The 20,853-nt window shown below is 68.3% G+C and carries 19 protein-coding genes; 13 read left to right on the top strand and 6 right to left on the bottom strand.

Annotation, left to right across the window (positions count from 1 at the left end):
- Positions 1-27 precede the first annotated feature (27 nt).
- Together H6717_27820 and H6717_27815 are read right to left on the bottom strand one after the other, a co-directional pair.
- Positions 28-2,016, bottom strand: coding sequence for a hypothetical protein (locus tag H6717_27820; GenBank protein MCB9580869.1), 1,989 nt, complete (start codon positions 2,014-2,016; stop codon positions 28-30).
- A complete protein-coding gene (locus H6717_27815; protein ID MCB9580868.1) occupies positions 2,007-4,106 on the bottom strand; it encodes a pre-peptidase C-terminal domain-containing protein in 2,100 nt (699 codons plus the stop codon). Before H6717_27815 ends, H6717_27820 begins: the two co-directional genes overlap by 10 nt.
- 166 nt (positions 4,107-4,272) lie before the next feature.
- On the opposite strand from H6717_27815, the gene H6717_27810 reads away from it, so the two are divergent.
- Positions 4,273-5,130 carry an alpha/beta hydrolase gene (locus H6717_27810; protein ID MCB9580867.1) on the top strand — a complete coding sequence of 286 codons (858 nt, stop codon included), beginning with the start codon at positions 4,273-4,275 and terminating at the stop codon, positions 5,128-5,130.
- Between the two features lie 111 nt (positions 5,131-5,241).
- Positions 5,242-5,769 carry a heme-copper oxidase subunit III gene (locus H6717_27805; GenBank protein ID MCB9580866.1) on the top strand — a complete coding sequence of 176 codons (528 nt, stop codon included), beginning with the start codon at positions 5,242-5,244 and terminating at the stop codon, positions 5,767-5,769.
- 270 nt (positions 5,770-6,039) lie between these two features.
- Here the strand turns inward: H6717_27805 and H6717_27800 are convergent, their stop codons facing one another.
- Positions 6,040-6,681 carry a DUF2914 domain-containing protein gene (locus H6717_27800; protein MCB9580865.1) on the bottom strand — a complete coding sequence of 214 codons (642 nt, stop codon included), beginning with the start codon at positions 6,679-6,681 and terminating at the stop codon, positions 6,040-6,042.
- Positions 6,682-7,501: 820 nt separating this feature from the next.
- On the opposite strand from H6717_27800, the gene H6717_27795 reads away from it, so the two are divergent.
- The 3 genes from H6717_27795 to H6717_27785 all read left to right on the top strand — a co-directional run bounded on the left by H6717_27795 (position 7,502) and on the right by H6717_27785 (position 9,244).
- Positions 7,502-7,858, top strand: coding sequence for a hypothetical protein (locus H6717_27795; protein MCB9580864.1), 357 nt, complete (start codon positions 7,502-7,504; stop codon positions 7,856-7,858).
- A gap of 220 nt (positions 7,859-8,078) precedes the next feature.
- On the top strand, positions 8,079-8,399 hold the full coding sequence (locus H6717_27790; GenBank protein ID MCB9580863.1) for a hypothetical protein: 321 nt from the start codon (positions 8,079-8,081) through the stop codon (positions 8,397-8,399).
- Positions 8,400-8,494: 95 nt separating this feature from the next.
- Positions 8,495-9,244, top strand: coding sequence for a hypothetical protein (locus tag H6717_27785; protein ID MCB9580862.1), 750 nt, complete (start codon positions 8,495-8,497; stop codon positions 9,242-9,244).
- On the opposite strand, the gene H6717_27780 is transcribed toward H6717_27785, so the two are convergent.
- From H6717_27780 to H6717_27770, 3 genes are read right to left on the bottom strand one after another with little or no spacing between them, the layout of a single operon-like run.
- Positions 9,235-9,603, bottom strand: a complete 369-nt coding sequence (locus tag H6717_27780) for a hypothetical protein (protein MCB9580861.1) — start codon at positions 9,601-9,603, stop codon at positions 9,235-9,237. The two genes, H6717_27785 and H6717_27780, sit on opposite strands and share 10 nt — an antisense overlap.
- Positions 9,600-10,304 carry a hypothetical protein gene (locus tag H6717_27775; GenBank protein MCB9580860.1) on the bottom strand — a complete coding sequence of 235 codons (705 nt, stop codon included), beginning with the start codon at positions 10,302-10,304 and terminating at the stop codon, positions 9,600-9,602. Before H6717_27775 ends, H6717_27780 begins: the two co-directional genes overlap by 4 nt.
- A 55-nt stretch (positions 10,305-10,359) precedes the next feature.
- Positions 10,360-11,445: a hypothetical protein gene (locus H6717_27770; protein MCB9580859.1), complete on the bottom strand. Its 1,086-nt coding sequence runs from the start codon at positions 11,443-11,445 to the stop codon at positions 10,360-10,362.
- A 165-nt stretch (positions 11,446-11,610) separates the two neighbouring features.
- Between H6717_27770 and H6717_27765 the strand changes: the two genes are divergently transcribed.
- The 8 genes from H6717_27765 to H6717_27730 all read left to right on the top strand — a co-directional run bounded on the left by H6717_27765 (position 11,611) and on the right by H6717_27730 (position 20,852).
- Positions 11,611-12,048, top strand: coding sequence for a hypothetical protein (locus H6717_27765; GenBank protein ID MCB9580858.1), 438 nt, complete (start codon positions 11,611-11,613; stop codon positions 12,046-12,048).
- Positions 12,049-12,164: 116 nt separating this feature from the next.
- On the top strand, positions 12,165-13,445 hold the full coding sequence (locus H6717_27760; protein ID MCB9580857.1) for a zinc-regulated TonB-dependent outer membrane receptor: 1,281 nt from the start codon (positions 12,165-12,167) through the stop codon (positions 13,443-13,445).
- A 10-nt stretch (positions 13,446-13,455) separates the two neighbouring features.
- A complete protein-coding gene (locus H6717_27755) occupies positions 13,456-14,367 on the top strand; it encodes a zinc ABC transporter substrate-binding protein (GenBank protein ID MCB9580856.1) in 912 nt (303 codons plus the stop codon).
- Entirely contained in the window at positions 14,364-15,104 is a 741-nt protein-coding gene (locus H6717_27750) for a metal ABC transporter ATP-binding protein (GenBank protein MCB9580855.1), read from the top strand. Before H6717_27755 ends, H6717_27750 begins: the two co-directional genes overlap by 4 nt.
- Positions 15,097-16,116 (top strand): metal ABC transporter permease, encoded by a 1,020-nt coding sequence (locus H6717_27745; protein ID MCB9580854.1) that lies wholly within the window; start codon positions 15,097-15,099, stop codon positions 16,114-16,116. Before H6717_27750 ends, H6717_27745 begins: the two co-directional genes overlap by 8 nt.
- 45 nt (positions 16,117-16,161) lie before the next feature.
- Positions 16,162-16,854, top strand: a complete 693-nt coding sequence (locus H6717_27740; GenBank protein ID MCB9580853.1) for a hypothetical protein — start codon at positions 16,162-16,164, stop codon at positions 16,852-16,854.
- Between the two features lie 36 nt (positions 16,855-16,890).
- Positions 16,891-19,086: an amino acid permease gene (locus H6717_27735; GenBank protein ID MCB9580852.1), complete on the top strand. Its 2,196-nt coding sequence runs from the start codon at positions 16,891-16,893 to the stop codon at positions 19,084-19,086.
- On the top strand, positions 19,083-20,852 hold the full coding sequence (locus H6717_27730; protein ID MCB9580851.1) for a hypothetical protein: 1,770 nt from the start codon (positions 19,083-19,085) through the stop codon (positions 20,850-20,852). The genes H6717_27735 and H6717_27730 overlap by 4 nt, the downstream gene beginning before the upstream one ends.
- The last annotated feature ends 1 nt before the right edge of the window (position 20,853 follow it).

Genomic DNA, 20,853 nt, shown 5'->3' with positions numbered 1-20,853 from the left:
GGCAGAATAGTCCCTGTCAGGACGGCATCAATCGCAAATCGGCCGAAAGCTCAAGGGATCCGGCTGACTGGTGGGCAAGATCGACCGCAGGTAAGCGTAGTCCTCGTCGCAAAACACCCCAGGACCGTCGCCCTGGAGCTCGGCGCGCTCGGTGAACGTGCGCGCTGCCCCGCCGTCCATCAAGCGATTGGGCTCGTCTCCAAAATTGTGGAACTCCGAGCCGGAGGGATCGGCGAGACCGAGGGAGTGCGCCACCTCGTGCCCGGTGGTGGTGCCGATCATGGATCCCAACGCCCACACCGCGCAGGCGATCTGCTGGGCCCGAGGTGCCGAGGGCGCCGGACACGCGAAGCCGTCGCTCAGCACCGGGATGTCGAGGTTCGCCAGATCCTCGGCCAACACCGGCGTGCCGTGGCGGTCCGGGCGGAAGGGATCGAACAGCTGGTCGAACAACGGGTCCGCGACCTCCAAGGACTCGGCGAACTTGCCGGGGTGCTTGGAGAAGCCGAACAGGGACTCCACGAACACGCCGCCGAAGCCGGGGTAGCCGTCTTCTTGCGTGACGGCGTTGACGCCGCCGATCTTGTCGTAAAGGCGCTTGTTGCCTTTGTCCTTGCCGGGGGAGTTGTCGTACCCGATCAAACCGAGGCCGTTGGGGTCGGGACCGCCGATGTCCACCTGGGCGTAGAGCGCGAAGTCCTTCGGCTCTTCGATGCGAAACTCCGCGTTCACTCCGCCGTAGTCGCGGGTCATCACCTCGATCACGCGGCTGCGGATGCGTTGCTCCACGGAACGCAGGCCGAAGTGGCGCAGGCTCTCCACGTAGGACGGCAAGAAGCGAACGTAGACGACCTGCTTCACCGCACCGATGCCGAGGGTCACGTTGGCGGGGTTACCGCTGACGCTCGTGCTGCCGTACTTGGTGGTGGGCGTGGCGCTGCCCTGGAACACGCCGGTGACGGTTCGCAGATCCGCGAGCGTGCCGAGGGCGTCCTCTTCGTTCAGCACGTAACGCACCAGGCGTCCCTCCTCGAACTCCGGCACCAGCGTGACGTTCACGGGGTTGCCGCTCGGAGCGCCCGTGGGGGTGAAGGTGCCGGAGAGCGCGATGGTGGTCACGGCCGGCGTGGAGTCTTCCACGCCCGGGTAGTTTCCGAGGAACCCGCCGCCGGAAATGTCCACGTACTGTCCGAGGCTGGCGCTGGCCGGTGAGAACGAAAAGATGGTGGGCGGGATCAAGGAGCAGTCCACGGGGATCTGCTTCGTCTCGATCGGATTCGTCACGCCGGGCTGCACGTTCTTCAGCCGCACGGTGCCGTGGAACGCCCCCGGCTCGATGCCGGCGATCTTCGGCGCGAAGGGAAACGTCGCCTTCTTGCGCTGCACCGGCGGATCCGGCCGCATGGGGATCTCGACGTCGCTGATGGGCGTGCAGGTGCTGTCGCCCTGCTTGGTGAAGCAGCCTTCGACGATGGCCACGGTCTGGCCCTCGGCGCCGCCCAAGAGGAAGTTGTCGCCCTCCACGGCGATCTCGTCGTTCACGAAGATGGTGCCTTCGAAGACCAGGAAGAACTTGGGGTCGAGCTTCGACACCATGTCCAGCGCGGCATCCACCTTGGGAGAGACGTGTTGGCGTCCGTCCACGGGACCCGTGGCCACCATGCGTGCCCGTCCGGTGAACTGCCCGTCGTCCGACGACAGCCCCTGCGCCAAGCCGCCGCTCCAGGGCACCTCGATGCGGTCCGCTGCCACCAGATCTCCCGGCAGCTTCAGCGTCACCTCTTCGCCCTGGTACACGCCCGTCAGCTCCAGGATTGGGAGCGTTACGTCACCGAAGCTTCCGGTCACCACCAGCGTGGTGCCGGCCACCAAGGTGGTGGGGGCGATCTGCGTGATGGACAGGTCCGCGAGCGCCGGGGCCGTCGGCTTGCCCGCGTCGCTCGAGCTGCACGCCACCCACAGCACGGCGCCGAGCAGCGCCAAGGCGCGTTTCACCGACTCGAAGCTCACGGGCATCCGGAGGCGTTGTAGTCGATGCACACGTCGTAGGAGTTTTCGGCGCCGTCCCAGCCGTGAACGACGACGTAGTACAGGCCGCTCTGGGTAATGGGCCAGGTCATCTTCTCGTTCGAGGTCGAGCTCTGCCCGTTGGCGCTGTCGCAACCGAAGGGGTCGAGCTCGGTACAGTCGTTCAGCTGTTTGCCCGTGGAGTCGTAGATGTAGAGATCCAGATCTTCGCTGTAGCTCGTCTGCGTGAACTTGATGGTGGAGTACAGCGTCTCTCCCGAGAACATCTGCACCTCGTACCAGTCGTCATCCATGGAGCAGATCTGATTGCCGCTCTGCTTGTAGGTGCCGCTGTTGAGATCCACCTGTCGCGCCTGGGAGATCTGGTCGTCGTTCTCGAAGCTGTCGTCCACGCACGCCGCGTTGCAGCTTCCGCCCTTGGACCAGCTCAGGGTGTAGCTGTTCTCCGCCTGGGACCAGGCCCACACGTGGAAGTAGTAGCGACCCGGCGTGAGACACGCGGACACGGACTCGCTCGAGCCGTTCGTCGTGGAGCTCGCGATCACCGCGCCGGCGGAGTCCTTCAGGAACAGATCCAGGTTGCTGGCAGTACCGCCGTTCAGCGTGGCGCTCACCTGCGTTTCACTGGAAATGTCGATGGGGTACCAGTCTTCGTCGTCAAAGATGGGGCCCGGGCAGCTCTTCAAGCTGTAGCTCCCGGCGGGCAGCCCGCTCTTGGTCTTCACGTCAGCGAGGGTGTCGTTCTCCTCGTACTGGTCGTCCTTGCACTGGGTGGAGGTCCCCGTGCAGCTCTGGGACGTGGGCACGCACTGGCGCGAGCTTGCAAAATCGATGCTCAGCACCGGCTGGGGCGAGCAGTCGTAGCCGCTCGGGCAGTCGCCCGCACCGCTGCACGCCTTGCCGCAGTAGGTCTTGCCGCCGCTGCCGATGAAGATGCAGGTGTCGTTGGCGCCGCCGCACTGCACGTCCGCGGTGCACGACTTGCACGGCGCCAGCGAGCCCGAGCCGCCGGGGTTGGTCACCGTCATCTGATAGCTGCCGGTGGCCGGCGCCCTCGTGAGGTGATCGCACTCCCCCACTTCGTCGTCGTTGTCGCGCGCGACGATGACGTAATAGAGCTTCGCGGAAGAACCGGGCGCCTGGCCCGCCACCGGGTTGGGCACGTCCGCGGCCCAGGTCCCGTTGGTCATGTCGCCGTCGATCTGCACCATGGTGGTCTGCGTCATGGTCGCGACGTCCGGCGTGGGTCCGGGATCCTGCGTGGAGTAGTAGAGCAGCGGTGCGAACTTCAGCGTCTTGTCGTCGCTGACGGTCGCCGCGATGGTCAGATCCACCACCGTGGACTCGTCTGCGGGGGTGTGGCTCACCACCGGCGGCTGGCCCGGGCAATCCTGTTTCAGGGGCTTCTGCAGGACGATCAGGTATTCCTTGGTGACCTTGGGGTTGTCCCCGTCGTCCGCCGTCAGGATCAGCTTGTTCAGCTCCTTGGCGTCGATCTGCTCCGGCGTCGGGCACCACTCCCACACACCCGTGAGCCCACTCTGCTGGCTCAGAGAGGCGCCTTCAATGAGCGGTGGATCTTGCCCCAGCTCAACGTCGGTGCTGTCGGGGTCCTCGATCTCGATCGGGAACTGCACGCAGTTCTTCACGGACAGGTCCAACGTGGTGCCGGTGCCGAGAGGCTGACGGAAGACCGGCGACGTGGCCGACCCGGTGGCCGGCTTCACGTCCACGGTGATGGTGCGACGAGACTTGTCCTTGCCATCCGAGGCAATGAAGTCCACCGCGTGCTGGCCCTGGTCCGAGGCCACGGGGGTCCACTTGAAGACGGCGTTGCCACCCGCGGCCTTCTCGAGGGCCGCGCGATCGCTGATGTCGCCGAGGTCGACCTTGTAGCTGAAGCTCACCGCGTCCCCGTCGGGGTCCGACGCGCTGAGCACCACCCGGAGCTCCGAGCCCACGGCGACCACCTGGTCTCCGATGGGATCGAGCACCGGCGGGTTGTTGTCGTCCGAGCCGCACGCCACCGCCGACACGAGCACGAGGCTGCCAAGCCAAAGAGTGAGGATCCGATTCACGGTTAAGTCCCTTTACGTTGACAAGCCTATGATCTTTCCGGCGAGCCAGCAGCCAGAGAACCTACATTGTAGGTCTTTGTAGGATGCAGGGCTAGCGGGAAGGGTGATAGCATCCGCCGGTGCCACCAATGGTAGCTGTTTTCCCGCGCTTTGCTGGCTCCAAGCGATGAAACAGCGCGACCTCGAGCTGGACACCGGTCTCCGAGCCCACCTGCTGGAGTGGGACGCCGCCAGGGGGGACCGGACGGTCATCCTGGTCCACGGCTTCTTGGACCTGGCCTGGAGCTTCCGCCCGACCGCAGAGCGGCTCGCCGAGCGCTTCCACGTCGTGGCTCCGGACATGCGCGGCCATGGCGACAGCGCCCGGGTGGGAGCCGGCGGCTACTACCACTTCATGGACTACGTCGCGGATCTCGCGAGCCTGGTGGAGCTGGTGGCCCGACCCCGCGTCGCTCTCGTCGGGCACTCCATGGGCGGCAGCATCGTCAGCTACACCGCGGGGGCATTTCCCGGGCGCTTCGAGCGGGTGGCGCTGCTGGAGGGGCTCGGTCCGCCCGTCGACGACGGCGCCATACCGGAACGCGTGGCGCACTGGACCGCAGCCTGGAAGCGCGCCCGAGCGCGCTCACCCCGCGGCTACGACTCCATCAAAGAAGCTGCCGAGCGCCTGCTCTCGAACGATCCCCTGCTCGACCGAGGGCTGGCCCTGGAGCTCGCCGAGCACGGCACCCGCCTCGACGACGACGAGCGCCGCAGGTTCAAGCACGACCCGCTCCACCTGACCCGCGGCCCCTACCCGTTTCGCGTGGACGTGGCGGAGAGCTTCTGGCGCCGTATCCCCTGCCCGGTGCTGCTGGTCGATGGCACCGAGTCCAGCTTCGCCGCCATGGGAGCCGAGGCAGAACGCCGCGCAGCCTGCTTCCAGGACGCGCGGCGGGTCGAGATCTCAGGGGCAGGCCACATGATCCAGCGGCACCAGCCCCTGCGTTTGGCGGAGGTCCTGCTGGATTTCCTGGGAGACTGACGGGCGGATGGAATCGAGCTAAATGATTTCCATCAACCTATGATTCCGTTGGAGCGCTTGTTCGAGGATCGACCGTCGTCCGCCCCGGGACCTCGGGAACCCTCGTTCCGCATGTCCACGCCCCAGCTCGGCATGCTCGTGTTGCTCGCCTCTCTGAGCGTGCTGTTCGTCGCATCCCTGGTGGGCATGCTCGTGATCCGCTTCGAGGCCGCGGCCTGGCCCGAAAGCCAGCTGCCGCCAGGCCTCATCGCCTCCACCGCGCTGCTCGTCGGTCTGGGCATCGCCGTGGAGCGGGGCCGCCGCGCCATTCGCGACAACCGCTGGCAGGCCCTGGTGCGCTGCTTCCGCGTGGCGATGGGCTTCGCCGTCGTGTTCCTCGCGAGCCAGGCTCTGAACTTCCGCCACCTGGCTCATGTCGACCACGGCACGCTCTACGGTTTCTCGTTCGACCTGCTGATGGGACTCCACGGCCTCCACGTGATTGGCGGGCTCGTGCCGCTGGCGGTGGTCGCGCGCCGCGCCGCCCGCAACGAGTACTCGAGCTCCCGCGACGAAGGCGTGCGCCTCACCGCGCAGTACTGGCACTTCCTCGGCGTCGTGTGGCTCGTGCTCGTCGCCGCGTTGTGGGCCGTGGCGTAGCCACGCGGACATCTGGCCCCGCCGTCGCTCTGCCATCAGCGCCGCCCCACGCGGACATCTGGCCCCGCCGTCGCTCTGCCATCAGCGCCGCCCCACACGGACATTTGGCCCCGCCGTCGCTCTGCCATCAGCGAAGCCCCACGCGGATCTGGCCCCGCCGTCGCTTCTGCCGATAGCAGAGCCCACGCGGACATCTGGCCCCGCCGTCGCTCTGCCATCAGCGCCGCCCACGCGGACATCTGGCCCGCGTGGGCGCCGTAGATCGGATGCTCAGGAGCCGATGGTGAAGCTCTCGCGCGCGAGCTCCTTGCCGTCCGTCGTGCGCACCACGGCGTCCCAGCTTCCCGTCTTCTTGATCATCCGGGTGCGCGCCCAGGTCCGCCAACGGCGGCTCTCGGCCGGCACCTTGAGGTGGACGTAGCCCACGGGCTCGAGCCCCGCGTGCTCGAAGGTCACCACTACGGCGGCGTCCTCGCTGCCGCTGTTCTTGAGCTCCACGAAGGCGATCACTGGCCCCTCGCCCAGGCTCAGCTGGCTCACGGCTGCCGGCTCTCGGTTCTCGATGGCGTTGGTCACCACCAGACGCTTCAACGTCACGCCATCGCTGCTGATGGCCTCCGGCTTCGCGGTTTTCGCTTCCTCGCTGTCCTTGGCCTTCGGCGCTCCCGCCTTGGGCGCCTCGCTCTTGGCCTTGGCGGTTTGCTCCTTCACCGTCTCGAGCTTCACCGCGGGCGGAGGCGGCAGGGGCGCGTCCTTCGCCTTCGCGTTCGCCTCCGCTCCGGGTACCGAAGCCGCACGTGCGGAGCTTGGCTCCTCGCGGGTGGGCTCGGTGTTCTGTCGGCAACCCGCCGCCCCCAAGATGGTGACGAGAGCAAAAGCGGCGGTCCAACGCGTGGTGAGCTCGAATGACATGGGAATCGGTATCCTCCTGCCGAGATGGTCGTTGTCGGCGTCGACCGTACGAGCAAGGGCGGGGCCAACCCAAATTTCCGCAGAAATCCCCAGGCAGCCCGTGCCCGACGTGGGTCCCGAGCCACACCACCGTGGGCGTTTTCTTGCCGGTTCGGCGCGATCCCCGTCGCGGTCCGCCCGCAAGCACGCGGACTTCTGGCCTCTCGCACGCGGACACGCGGACGTCTGGCTCGTCGCCGCGACCATCACACAGCACGCGGACTTCTGGCCTCTTGCACGCGGACATTTCGCTCGTCGCCGCGACCATCACACAGCACGCGGACATTTGGCCTCTCGCGGACGCGCGGACACGCGGACACGCGGACACGCGGACATTTGGCTCCTCGCCGCGACCCTCGCGCAGCGCGCGGACATTTGGCTCCTCGCCGCGACCGTAGGGCAGCGCGCGGACATTTGGCTCCTCGCCGCGACCCTCGCGCAGCACGCGGACATCTGGCCTCTCGCGGGCACGCGGACATCTGGCCTCTCGCGGGCACGCGGGCATTTGGCCTCCTCGCGGCACGCGGCACGCGGAGACGCGGACATTTGGCCTCCACGCGGCACGCGGGCACGCGGGCATTTGGCCTCCTCGCGGCACGCGGCACGCGGAGACGCGGACATTTGGCCTCCACGCGGCACGCGGGCACGCGGACACGCGGACATTCGGCCTCCTCGCGGACAACGCGCGCATATGGCCACCTGGCGGCATGCGGACACTGGGCTCGGCCTTGTGCTGCCGGTATTTGCTGGCCGGCGGCGGGCCGCGTCGCTACCAGGACGCATGGCCTCGCAGCGACGCTACCTCTGGGACTTTTTCGGTCGGAGCGCCGAGCCCACGGCGGCTCACTTCGAGAAGCACCTGGCAGAGCGCTTGGCCGCAGATGGCATGGCCGGGTGCGTCACGGGACTCACGTCGGCGGGCGACGGCCACACGGCTGCCTACTGCGACGCGCCGGAAGCGGCGTGGGCACATATAGAAGCAGAGCTCCGTCCGGCTCGTCGGGAAGAAGTGACCGGCGGGAAAGAAGTGACCGGCGGGGAACAAGTGACCGGCGGGAAAGAAGTGACCGGCGGGGAACAAGTGACCGGCGGGGAAGAAGTGATCGTCGGGGAAGAAGTGACCGGCGGAAACAAGTGACCGGCCGGCTCGTCGGGAAGAAGTGACCGGCGGGGAACAAGTGACCGTCCAGGAACAAGTGACCGGCGGGGAACAAGTGACCGGCGGGGAACAAGTGACCGGCGGGGAACAAGTGACCGTCCAGGAACAAGTGACCGTCCAGGAACAAGTGACCGGCGGGGAACAAGTGACCGGCGGGGAACAAGTGGCCGGCGGGGAACAAGTGATAATCTGACGACGCTTGAGTGCGCCGACCACGGACTTGGTGTGTGCAGGCTGCGGAGGACCGCTCTCCGCGTTGCCCACTGACGTGCGCGTCACTTGCGGCTTCTGCGGCGTGGCGAACGACATCGCGTCCGTGGGAGCGGTGCGCGTGGCGCGAAGGCTCGAGCAGCTCGGCGTGAAGGTGCCGGAGCGGCCGATGCGCGTCTCCGACATCGAGGAGCACTTCGCCGAGCAGGCCGCCGTGGAGCGAGAGAAGCGCCGTATGGCGTTCATCGTCATCGGAGTCTTGGTCGTCATCGCCGCCATCGTCGGCTTGCTGATCGCGCTGGGGACATGATGCGTCATCGCCGCCATCGTCGGCTTGCTGATCGCGCTGGGGACATGATGCGTCATCGCCGCCATCGTCGGCTTGCTGATCGCGCTGGGGACGTGATGCCTCGGCGAGTGTGCGGCGGGGCGGCCTGGGACCGCAGGCGCCGAAGCAGATGGCCGCAGCGTGCCGCCGTTGCCACCGTTGCAGTCGCGCTGCTGCTGGTGGCCTGTGGCGGCGCGACGAAGCCGGCGGCGATGGCGAGCACGCCGGCCAACACCGCAGCGCCGACCACGACCATCGCGGCCCCCACGGCGACGGCGGAGCCCCGCGTCGCGACGCCGCCGCCGCGGGTGGAGACGACGAGCGAGCCCGCCCCGCGAACGGCAACGGAGGCTCCCCCGGCGGCGATCGACGAGCGCGGGGATCGCGTGCCGCTGTCCTTCGACCCCGACGACCTGCTCGAAGTGCTGGTCGAAGATCCAGCAGCGCGGGCCGACACCACGCTACGTATCCTCACCTGGCTCGTGGAAGTGGACGACCGTCCGCTGGTGATCGATCGCGTGATCGTGTGGCTGCACCGCCACACCGACGGCCGCCCGGACTCGTGGCAGCTCGCCCATCTCTATCGCCACCCGCTGGATGCCCCGCCGGACAGCGCCGCCTGGCACGTCTCCCGCGTGTTCGACGTGCCCTACGTGGGTCGTGCAGCGTTCCCGAAAGCACCGACGGCCGCCGACCTCGAGTCCTTTCTCAACGACACCTGGTGGCGGTTCCGCCCGAGCGACGGCTTCTGGTTCTTGGACAAGGCCGTCTGCGAGCACGCCTGGCAACAGGCGATCGGCTCACCGCCGAACCATCGCTATCGCTGAGCCGCCCGCGCCAGATGCGTGAGCGCCGCCACGACGGACGTGGACAGCTCCGCCAGCGGCGCTTCCGACGGCAGCTCGAGCACCAGGTAGTCCTTGGCGATGACGTCGTAGCGAGGACGGTAGCGCAGGTGTACGAGGCGTCGTCCGTCGCCGAGCGGCATGGCCGCACCGCTGAGAGCGACGGAGTCGTCCAGCGGTCGGCCATAGCGTCGCATCACCGCCTCCACCGCGCCCGGCGGCAGCCGGGCGCCCGCGCCACCCGTCTCGAGCACGACGCCTTCGTCGTCCCGCACCAGATAGGTCCGCTCCGCGCTGCCGTCGTCCGTCACGCGCTCGAACACCAGCAGCCGCTCGCTCACGGCTGGGGCTGCTCCGTCGCGTCGAAGGTGCCAGAGAACGTCATGTTGCAGTCCGCGCCCTGGAACGTGCCCTTCAGGTGTCCGGGCTCTTGCTCTTCGCCCTGGAAGATCGCCGCACACGGGCACTCACCGCCGCAGCCGAGCTTCCCGACGAGGGCGGCGCCGGAAAGCGTCCATTGCTCCACGCTGCCGTTGCACGACAGGAGCCCGCCGCAGGCGCCGTCTTCGGACCAGTAGCACGCGCTCTGGTACGCGTCGGCGGCGCCCACCAGACTCAGGATCGACGCGCCGCCGATCGACGGCGTGCCGCCCTCGCCCGTCAGGCGATAGCGCGTGCGGGGTGACGTGTCCGCCGCGAAGGCCGCGATCTCGCCGGAGGTGTACACCAACGCGAGGGACGTCTTCGTGCGCACGACTTGTACCGAGCTGGCGGCCGTGGGCGCACTGTCGCAGCCGGCGGCACTGGACGCGAGATCGACGTGATCCCCGCTGCCGGACCAAGTGCCCGTCGCGCCGCAGCCGCGCTTGTCGTCCGTGAAGGACCAACTGCCGTCGCTGGTGAAGGTCAGGCGCGACGAGCAGGTGTGCCAGGTGCCGAGCAGATCCACCGAGACGTCCGTGCCCGACGGCGTTGCATCCGTCTCGGTGCTCGCGCCGCAGCCCGCCAGCGCGACGCACAGCAGTGTCCACCCGCGACCCATCCGCCGATGGTAGCGTACTCTTGCCAGAACGGACGGGGCTCGCGCTGCACCGACATCATTCTGGAAGCGGAAGCCAGCCGATTTCCTGGGCTGTCGTTGGGCCCACCGCGAGCTCATCCAGGGACTCCGGGGGACGCTCCTGGGTCGCTGACAGCGGAACGTTGCGCGCCATCACCTCCGCCGCCAGCTGCGGGAAGCGCGGGGCGCGCTCCGGATCGGCGAGCCCCTCGGGGACGCGAGCGCGGCCCGCAGCGTCGTACTTGTCCGTGGCACCGAGGGTGTGCAGGAGCTCGTGCGCTGCGACGAACAGCGCGAAGTCCGCCATGTCGTCGGCGAGCTCCACCTCTACGAAGCCGATGCGGCCGCCCTCTTCGCTCTCGCCCTCCACGCTCTTCCGCCCAGCGTGCGCCGGCGGCCGCGCCACGAGATAGATGCGGCTGTCGTAGGCGCTCGCGTCGAGCCCAGCGCGTTCGTCCACGTCGGAGAAGTAGCGTCGCTTCGCGAGGGTGTGCTTCGCGAGACTCCAGAGGGAGTCACTCGAGCTCGACGGCGGAGACGACGTGACGTCCACGGGACCGAACGCCGTCAGCTCGAAGGGGTGTGCGCCGGCGCGAGCGTGGAGTCGAAGGCTCTCGGCGGCGAGCCGATCTTCCAGCGCGGGCGTGCGCTGGCGGAGCTTCTGCACGGCGGTGTCCTGCACCGCGCCCAGGCGCACGACCACGATGGCCACGCTCACCGGTCTTTGCCAGTCGTTCCGAGCCCGGCGCCGCCGGACGTCGGCGAAGGCCCACAACAGCACGCCGGCGAAGATGGCCAGCAAGAAGGCCACGCGAATGCGAAAGAACAGCCGCTTGCGCCGCGCTCGCTCGCGACACGTGCCGCACCGTCCTTTCCCCGTGGCCTGGCAGGCCGTACACATGCGCGCCCTGCACTGCCGGCAGCTCTCGTCCGCGAAGAGCAAGGGATGGCGCGCGCAGCGCGCATCGGGATGGACGGCGGAGAGTGTTTCGAGGGAAGCCCCCAGCGCCGTGAGCTCTGCAATCTGCACCGTGTCGAGCGCGCGCGGCAGCAGCACCGGCGCGGCCTGCAGCAGCGCGCGGGCCTCGCTCAGGGACACGCCGACGAGGCGCGCGAGGGCCATCGCCAGGGCGGAACGTGAGCGCTCCGAAGCGGGCGCTTTCGTCAACCGAGCTCGGAGCGAGTCCACTGTGCGACCCCCGCAGTGCACCGTAGGCCGTCGCTTCTCGCCTGTCATGCACCATGTAGCGCCCTTGCGCGTCCAACCGTGGTGAGTAGGATTGCCGGCGTGAATCGGTCCCAGCCCGTTCCCGGCTGCCTCGCCCCTCGCGGGCTCGTTTGGCGGCTGGCGCTCGTGCTCACGACCCTGCTCGTGGTCGTGAGCCAGCTCACGGCGGCCGGTCACATGACGCTGGTCCGGCATACGCTGTGCCTGGAACACGGCGACCTCACCCACGCCTCCGAGATCCAGCACGTGGTGCTGCCGGAGGTGGCCCCCAGCGGTCTCTCCGCCGCGGAGCAGGCTCCGCCGCCGGACACCGTCGGCCACGACCACTGTCAAGGCGCCTCGCGGCTCAAGGAGCAGCTCGCGCTGCCCACGGCGCAGCCGCGCATCACCATCGACGCCACGGAAGCCGACACGCGCTTGGCCCTGGCGTCTCGCAGCTACTTCGCGCCCACGTCTCGACTGGACGTGGCGCCCAAGCAATCACCTCCCGCCGTCTGAGCCCGACGTGCCATCGACGCTGACCCGTGGGGTCGTCGTCGCACGCGTCGCGGCATTTCGACCGCCACGGCTCCATGCCGTGGCTCATCGGAACATCTCGGACAGCGGAAGGATACATGCATCGACCTACGGCACTGCTGGGGCTGCTTGGCTTGTTGCTGAGCAGCTCCGTCGCCTTGGCGGCCGAGCCTTCGGGCACGGACGCTTCCGCGGCGGACCAACCCCCAAATGAAACTGGAGATGATGGCGACGTCTTCGACAGCCTGGCTTCGGATCTCGAACAAGGAAAAGAAAGCGAAAGTCCAAGCGCCGCCAGCACCCCCACTCCCACCGGAGCGCAGGGCAGTCAGTCCCTGAATCCCGACATCTCCGTGATCGCGGACTTTGCCGCGGCCGGGTTCTCGGACACCGACAACCTGCAAACCGGCGGCCACGACCCCATCCACAACGGCTTCAACCTGCAGCAGGTGGAGCTTTCGTTCTACGCGCCGGTGGATCCCTACTTTCGGTTCGACTCCCACTTCGTGTTCGGACACGACGGCTTCGAGCTGGAGGAGGCCTACGGCACGACGGTGGACCTGCCCGGCAAGCTGCAGGCGCGCTTCGGGCAGTTCTTGACACGGTTCGGCCGGATCAACGCGACGCATCCTCACGCTTGGGACTTCGTGGATCAGCCCTTCGCCCTGGGCCGCATCTTCGGAGGCGACGGCAATCGCGCGCCGGGGGTGGAGCTGTCGTGGCTCACGCCCCTGCCCTGGTACCTGGAGCTCGTCGGCTCCGTGACCCAAGCCACCGGGGAAAGCACGGCGCGGAGCTTCTTGGCAGACGACGAGCGCACCATCGAAGACCCGCGAGACCTCTTGTACGTCGCGGCGATCAAGCAGTTCTTCGATCTGTCGTCGAACTGGTCGCTGCTCACCGGACTCTCGGGCGCCTTCGGGCCGAGCGCCGCGGGGCCGGATGCGCGCACGGAAGTGTACGGCGTGGACTGGTTCTTGAAGTACCGGCCCATCACCGAAGGCAGTTACACGGAAGTGAAGTGGCAGACGGAGGCGATGTTCCGTCGCCGTCACGATCCCGGCGGGCCGATCTCCGACGTGAACGGCTACACCCAGCTGGCTTGGCGCTTCGCCCAGCGTTGGGCCACGGCCGCTCGCTACGAGTACGGCTCACCGGCCTTCGACGACCACGGCAACGCCGTGGTGGATCCCCTCGATCCGGAGTGGACCGACTCCCGCTATCGCATAGCGGCAAACATCAGCCACACCCCGAGCGAGTTCTCGCGCCTGCGACTGCAGGGCTCGAGCGACCTGCCGGGCTGGCGCAAGGACCCCATCTGGGCCGTGTTCCTGGCGGCGGAGCTCGTCATCGGATCGCACGGCGCTCATCCGTTCTGATTGTGGAGGCATGACCATGAAACGTTTCTTTGCTGTGCTCGTCGCCTTGGCGACGCTGGCTCTCGGCGCCACGGCCGAAGCCAAGCTCTCCATCGTGGCGACCACCCCCAACCTGGCCAGCGTGGCGAAGGAAGTGGCGGGCGACGACGCCGACGTCACGGCGTTGGCGCTGCACACCCAGGATCCGCACTTCGTGGACGCCAAGCCGAAGCTGGCGCTCACCCTCGCGAAGGCGGACTTGCTCATCAGCGCAGGGCTCTCGCTGGAAATCGGCTGGCTGCCGACGCTGCAGACCGGCGCCCGCAATGGCGACATCCAGCGGGGCGGCAAGGGCTACCTGGACTGCTCACAGTTCGTGAAGGTGCTCGACGTACCGGAGGGCAAGGTCGATCGCTCCATGGGCGACGTACACCCCCAGGGCAACCCGCACTACATGTACGACCCGCGCCAAGCGGCGCGCGTCGCCAAGGGCATCGCCGAGAAGCTGGCCAAGCTCGATCCCGCTCACGCCGGCGACTACAAGAAGAACGCCATCTCGTTCATCAAGCGCCTGGGCAAGGCCACCAAGGGTTGGCAGAAGAAGCTCGCCAAGGCCAAGGGCGCCAAGATCATCGCCTACCACAAGTCGTATCCCTACCTGGCGAACTGGCTCGGCCTCGACGTGGTCGAGCACGTGGAGCCGCGCCCAGGGATCCCACCCAATCCGCACCACGTGACGCACGTCCTGGACGTTGCCAAGCAGGATCACGTAAAGGCGATCCTGCAAGAGGCCTTCTACCCCGCGAAGACCAGCGAGATGATCGCGAAGCAAGCCGGATTGACGGTACTCCGACTCCCCGCCGCCCCGAACTTCAAGGGCGGCGAGGGCTACATCGAGCACATGAGCCGGGTCGTGAACGCGCTGGCGAAGGTCTACCAGTGAGTGACCCCGGCCTGCGCTGCAAGGCCCTCGAGGTCGGCTACTTGGGCAAGGCCATCTTGCCCAAGATCGATCTCGAGATCCGTCCCGGAGAGTTCTGGGCGGTGATTGGCCGCAACGGCTCGGGCAAGACCACGTGGCTCCGGACCCTGCTGGGACTGCTTCCACCCGTGGCGGGGGCAGTGGTCCGGACGCCACCACAGTTGCGTTTCTCCTACTTGCCTCAGCGCAAGGCCATCGACGAGCTGTATCCACTGTTCGCTCGGGACGTCGTGCGCATGGGGCTCGAGCGAAATTGGTCCTTCCTCAGGCCGCGGTTGAATGGTGAACCGCCAGAGGTGGAGCAAGCGCTCGCCGAGATGGGCGTTGCGGATCTGGGGGATACGCCCTACCGAAAGCTGTCCGAAGGTCAGAAACAGCGAGTGCTCTTCGCCCGCCTCGCGGTCTCCCACGCGCAAGTGGCGGTGCTCGACGAGCCCACCAGCGCGATGGACAAGGTCGCCGAGCACGAGGCGTTTCAGCTCTTGGACGGGCTGCGCCAGCGCCAAGGGCTCGCCATCGTGATCGTCAGCCACTTCTTGGGCATGGTGGAGCAGTTCGCGGACCGCGCGCTGCTCTTGGATCGGGACACGCAGTCCGTGGTGAGCGGGCCGCCCCACGAGGTGTTCAGTCACGAGACCTTCCATCGCCGCTTCTCGGAGCGCCCGCCGGCCATCGTGGAGGAGGGCGAGCATGTCTGACGGGGGCGTCGACGGCGGCTCCCTGTTCGACGATGGAGAGCTCGAACAGGCCTTCGGAACGGAGCTCGGCGCAGGACCCGGCCACAGCGACGCCGGCGCCGAGGTGCAAGATCAAGATCCGCCCGCCGAGACCCACCACGCGAGCATCGTGGTGCCGGAGAAGAGCCCGACCTGGGCGGAGTTCGAGAACGGCTGGCACATCGGCCTGTACCGCGACCCGGTGCTGTGCGGCGTGTTCGCCGGCGTCGTGCTCGGCGTGCTCGGCGTGTTCGTGGTGCTGCGCCGCGCGATCTTCGTCACCGCCGCCGTGAGCCAAGGCGCGGCGCTGGGCGTGGCCGTCGCGTTCTTGATCCAGATCCGCCTGGGCACCGAGGTGCCACCCGTCGTGGGCGCGCTGGGCATGGCGCTGGTGGTCACCGCGGTGCTCACGCTGCGCACGGAACGCCTGCGCCTCCCGCGAGAGACATTGGTCGGTCTCACGTATCTCGCGGCCAGCGCCGCGGCCGTGCTGGTGGGCGATCGCATCACGCAGGAGTCCCACGACATCGCTGCGATCCTGTTCGGCACGGCCGTGTTGGTTCGCCCCGTCGACCTGATGCTCGTGGAGTTCGTGGGCTCGGGCGTGTTGCTGGTGGCACTGGCGTCCTATCGCGGCTTCCTGTTCGCGGGTTTCGACCCCGAGGGCGCGCGAGTGGTCGGCGTTCCGGTGCGCTTGTTGGACCTCTTGCTGTGGGTGCTCGTCGCCGTAGAAGTATCCGTAGCCACCCGCGCCATCGGCGCGTTGCCGGTGTTCGCCTTCGCGGTGCTGCCTGGCATGGCGGCGCTGGCGCTGGTGGAACGGATCCGCTGGGGCCTGCTGCTGGCCGCCCTGATCGGCGCGACGGCCGGGGGCCTGGGCTACCTGTTCGCCTTCTTCTTCGAGTTCCCGGTGGGGGCGTCCCAGGCCACCCTGGCGACGCTGATCTTGCTCGTGTGCCTGGCCATCGCGCGCCTTCGGCGCGGCCGGACCTGAGCCTCGCTCTTCCGCAACGCCCGAAAAGCTACTATCAACGGAGCCATGCTCCACGTTCGAGAGTTCGCGTTCTCGCTCCTGGTCGTCGCTCCCTTGGCCCTCGGCGGCTGCAAGAAGAAGGACCCCGCCAAGTGCGATGAAGCGATGAAGACGACCCGCCAGGCGCTGGGCAGCGAGGATTTCGCCCTCGCCAAGCAGTGGCGGGAGTACGCCTACAAGAACTGCGACGACGGCGCCACGCTCTCCGGCTTGGACAAGGAAATCGTCGACAAGCAGGCCGAGGTCGAGAAGAAGAAGGCGGATGCCGAGGCCCTCGAGCGCGAAACCGACCAGTTGGTGAAGCTGTTCACCGGCTGGATCGCCCAGCACCGAGCCAACCCGGAGGGTGCCGCGGTGAACGTGGTGTGCGCCGAGCCCGCAGACTCCAAGGACCACTGGTGCGATCGCGAGCGCTCCGTGGGCGGCAAGTACCAGGTGAAGGTGCGCTACTGGGAAGCGGACCCCGAGGCGCAGGAATACACCACCCTGGCCCCAGGCATGGTGAAGTGCAGCCAGTTCGGCGACACCACCGAGGTGAGCCAGAAGGCCGGCGGCGCGCAGAAGTACTGCCAGATCACCGGCGGCAGCCTGGCCAACATGTTCGTGCTGATCCGCCATGCCGGCGACGGCACGCACCTGAACGTGGTCACTCAGAAATTCGTGGATCGCCACGCGGGTTTCCGGCACCTGATTCAGTAGCCGTTCGTGGCTTCGCGTTCGGATAGCGCGCGCACCATCGGTCTGTCGGGTGCCACGGGTGTTGGCGTCGGCGCCATCGTCGGCGGCGGCATCCTGGTCCTCGCCGGCGTGGCATTTCGCGCCACCGGCCCGAGCGCCATCCTCGCCTTCGCGCTGAACGGCGTGATTGCCGTGATCACCGCGCTTTCCTTCGCGGAGATGTCCTCCAGCTTCCCGGAGTCCGGCGGCACCTACACCTTCGCCAAGAAGGTGCTCAACGTGCGGGCGGCCTTCGCCGTGGGCTGGATCCTGTGGTTCGCGTACATCGTGGCGGGGGTGCTCTACGCTCTGGGCTTCGCCGAGTACGCGGTGGCCATGGCCGCGGACGTGTGGCGGGCGCTGGGCAGCACGCCGCCTGCGGATCTGCAGTCGCGCCGGACCGTGGTGGCGCTGTCGCTGTTTGCCACCGCGGCCTACACCCTGGCGTTGATCCGCAAGAGCACCGGCGGCGGCCAGTGGGCGACCATCGGCAAGGTGGTGGTGTTTGCCGTGCTCATCGTCGCCGGCGGCTGGGCCGTGACCACACACGAGACCACGGCCTCCATGAAGGCGGATCTCACGCCCTTCTTCCCAAACGGCGGCTCGGGCCTGCTCGCGGCCATGGGCTTCACGTTCATCGCCCTGCAAGGCTTCGATCTGATCGCCGCCATTGCCGGCGAGGTGAAGGAACCGGCTCGGGTCATCCCCAAGGCGATGCTGCTTTCGCTGGGGCTCGCCCTGGTGATCTACCTTCCGCTCCTGTTCGTGGTGATCACCGCGGGCACGCCGCTCGGCAAGTCCATCGTGGCGATGAGCGAGGACTCGCCGGAAACGGTGATGGCCATCGCGGTCAAGACCTTCATGGGTCCCGTCGGCTACTGGCTGGTGATGATCGCCGCCGTGCTGTCCACGCTGTCGGCGCTGCACGCCAACGTGCTGGCGGCTTCTCGCGTGGCGCTCACCATGGCCACGGACCGCACGCTGCCTCGGGTGTTCGCCCAGAGCCACCGAACGCGAAAGACGCCCGTGATGGCGATCTACGCGAGCGCATTGGCGCTGGCCGCGATCTTGATGATGGTGCCGGATCTGGCCGCGGCCGGCGCCGCGGCGAGCTTGATCTTCCTGGTGAGCTTCGCCCTCGCTCACGGCACCGCCATCCTGGCGCGGCGCCGCGGCGGGGCGAAGAAGGGCGGCTTCACCATGCCCTGGTACCCGTGGCTGCCCGCCTTCGGCGGCATCGCCTGCACGGGCTTGGCGATCTTCCAGGCCGTGGCCGTGCCCGCCGCCGGCGCCATCACCGGCGTTTGGCTCGGCCTTGGCGTGCTGCTCTACTTCGCACTGTTCGCCGCCCGGGCCGAAGCCGTGGACGCCGGCACTCAGGCGCGGGATCCCGAGCTCGCCAAGCTCCGGGGGCGGAGCCCCTTCGTGCTGGTGCCGGTGGCGAACCCGGAGAGCGCGCCGGCCCTGGTGGAGCTCGCCAACTCCTTGGCGCCATCGGAGTTCGGACGCGTGCTCCTGCTCAGCGTGGTCCGCCACAAGAACGGTGACGACGCTTCCCCGCGTGAGCTCCTCGCTCCGGCGCAGACGGTGCTCACCGAAGCGCTGGCCAGCGCGCTGGCTGCAGGGCATCGGCCTGAGGCGCTGCTCACCCACGCGGACGCGCCGTGGCCGGAGATCGCCCGAGTGGTCCGCAGCTACCGCTGCGAGAGCCTGCTGCTCGGACTGCCGCGCCTCGACAAGGACGAGACGGCCAACGAGCTCGAGCAGCTGCTGAACGACGTGGAGTGCGACGTCGCCGTGCTCCGGGCGGTCCCCGGCTTCAACCTGGCCAAGGTGGAAAGGGTGCTGGTGCCCATCGCCGGCGGTGGGGTGCAGCACGAGCTTCGCGCTCGCTTGCTGGGCAGCCTCTCCCGTGGCGCCGTGCGTCGCTTCACGTTCCTTCGCGTGGTGCCCGAAGGCGTGTCGCGCTCCGCACTGCGGGAAGCGAAGCGCCAAGTGCAGCACCTCGCGGAAGAGGAAGCGCACGGCACGGCGGAAGGCGTGGTGGTGGAGAGCAACGACGTCACCCAGACGGTGCTCGATCACGCCGCGAACGCGGATCTGCTGGTCTTGGGCCTGCAACGGGTCGGCGGGCGCAAGGCCTTCGGCAAGGTGACCCGGCGCATCGCCGCGGAGCCCGGCTGCGCCACCATCATGCTCAGCCGGCGGGGATGAGACGCGCCTTCGCCCTCGCCGCCTTGCTCGTCGGCTGCGCGCCGGGGCCGAGCGCGACGCCGAATGGCCGCCCCGCCCCCAAGCCGCCGACAGACAACGTCACCCGGGCCGCGTACGCGGGAAGCGCGACCTGCACCCCGTGTCATCGCGACATCGCCGAGCGCTTCCAGCGCTCTCCCATGCACCGCATGACCCGCGACGCCGCGCGTACGGACGTTTCCGCTCCCTTCTCCGGCGAGCGCTTCGAGTTCATGGGCGACAGCGTGCGCTTCGAGCAGCGGGGCGGCGCGCGCTTCATGCGCGTCGTCACCCGGCGCGACGGCGAATCCCTGTGGCGCGTCACCAAGGTCATCGGCGGGCGCTACCGCGAAGACTTCGTGGGCACGCGCGACGGCAGCGAGGAGCGCGTGCTGCCCGTCTCCTGGCTCCGCTTCGCCAAGGAGTGGCGCTACAAGGGCTACTCGGTGATGTCGCCCGAGCGCAACGCCCTGCGCGTCGGCGCCCGCTGGCGCACCACCTGCATCTTCTGCCACAACACGGTGACCGGACTCTCGTCGTACTACGACGAGCTGTACGGCGACGGCGCTCCCAAGTATCAGGGCGCCGCCAGCGTCGAGCTTCCGGCCGCGCGCCTGCCGCGCTTCGAGATCACCGACCAGAGCGCGCTACGGAGCGCCGTCGCCCGGGAGCTCGCGCCGCTCGGCGTGAAGGACGTTTCGGGCGACGCGAAGCAGGTGCTCGAAGCCGCCATCACCTTCACCCGGCGGCGCTACGGAGAGAAGCACCTGGTGGAGCTCGGCATCGGCTGCGAGGCCTGCCACGGCGGCGCCAAGGCCCACGCAGAAAATCCTCTCGCGGTGCGCCCCACCTTCGCCTTCGAGAGCGACTTCGCCCGGGTCACGAGGGCCGACGGCAAGACACCCAGCACCGTGGACGACGAGAACCGCACCTGCCGCAAGTGCCACACCGTGCTGTTCACGCGCTACCCCTACACCTGGGAAGGACGCCAGCGCCATTCGCATCCCGGCGGCAGCTTCATCAACTCCGGCGAAGCGCGGGACCTCGCCCTCGGCGGTTGCGCCGGCGCCCTCGCCTGCACGCGCTGCCACGACCCCCACGGGCAGGATTCCAAGCAGCATCTCGAAGCGCTCCGCGGCGAGGAAGGCCGGAAGCTCTGCACCAGCTGCCATCGCGAGCTGCAAAGCGACGCCGCCGTGGCACGCCACACCCATCACCCCGTGGGCTCCGCCGGCAGCTCCTGCCTCGAGTGCCACATGCCTCGCAAGAACATGGCCCTCGACTACCGCTTGAGCGCCTACCACCGCATCGGCTCGCCCACGGATCCCGAGCGCCTGTACCAAGACCGCCCGATCGAGTGCGCCTTGTGCCACGCGGACAAGTCCGTCCGTGAGCTGGCTCGCACGCTGGGACGTTGGTATCGAAAGAAGGTCGAATGGCCCCGGCTCCGGGCGTTGTACGGCGATCTGAGCCAGAGCCCCATCACCGTGAGCCTGGCCCGGGGCAAACCCCACGAGCGTGCAGTGGCCATGGTGGTGAGCGCTCGCGACGGAAACCGCGCCGCGCTTCCCCTGATCGCCGCCGAGCTCGACGACCCCTACCCGCTGGTGCGCTTCTTCGCGAGAGACGCCATCGAGAAGCTGACCCACGACACTCTCCCGCTGGATCCGCATCTGCCCGGCAAGGAGCTCCGCTCCAGGGCGGAAGCCTGGCTGACGGAGCGCAGCCCGCGCGCGCAAAGCCCCTGAC

It is taken from the genome of Polyangiaceae bacterium (genome assembly GCA_020633235.1).
Taxonomy (GTDB): Bacteria; Myxococcota_A; Polyangia; order Polyangiales; family Polyangiaceae; genus JACKEA01.
Note: the sequence above shows the minus strand (reverse complement) of the source record. Positions and strands in the feature narration are given on the sequence as shown.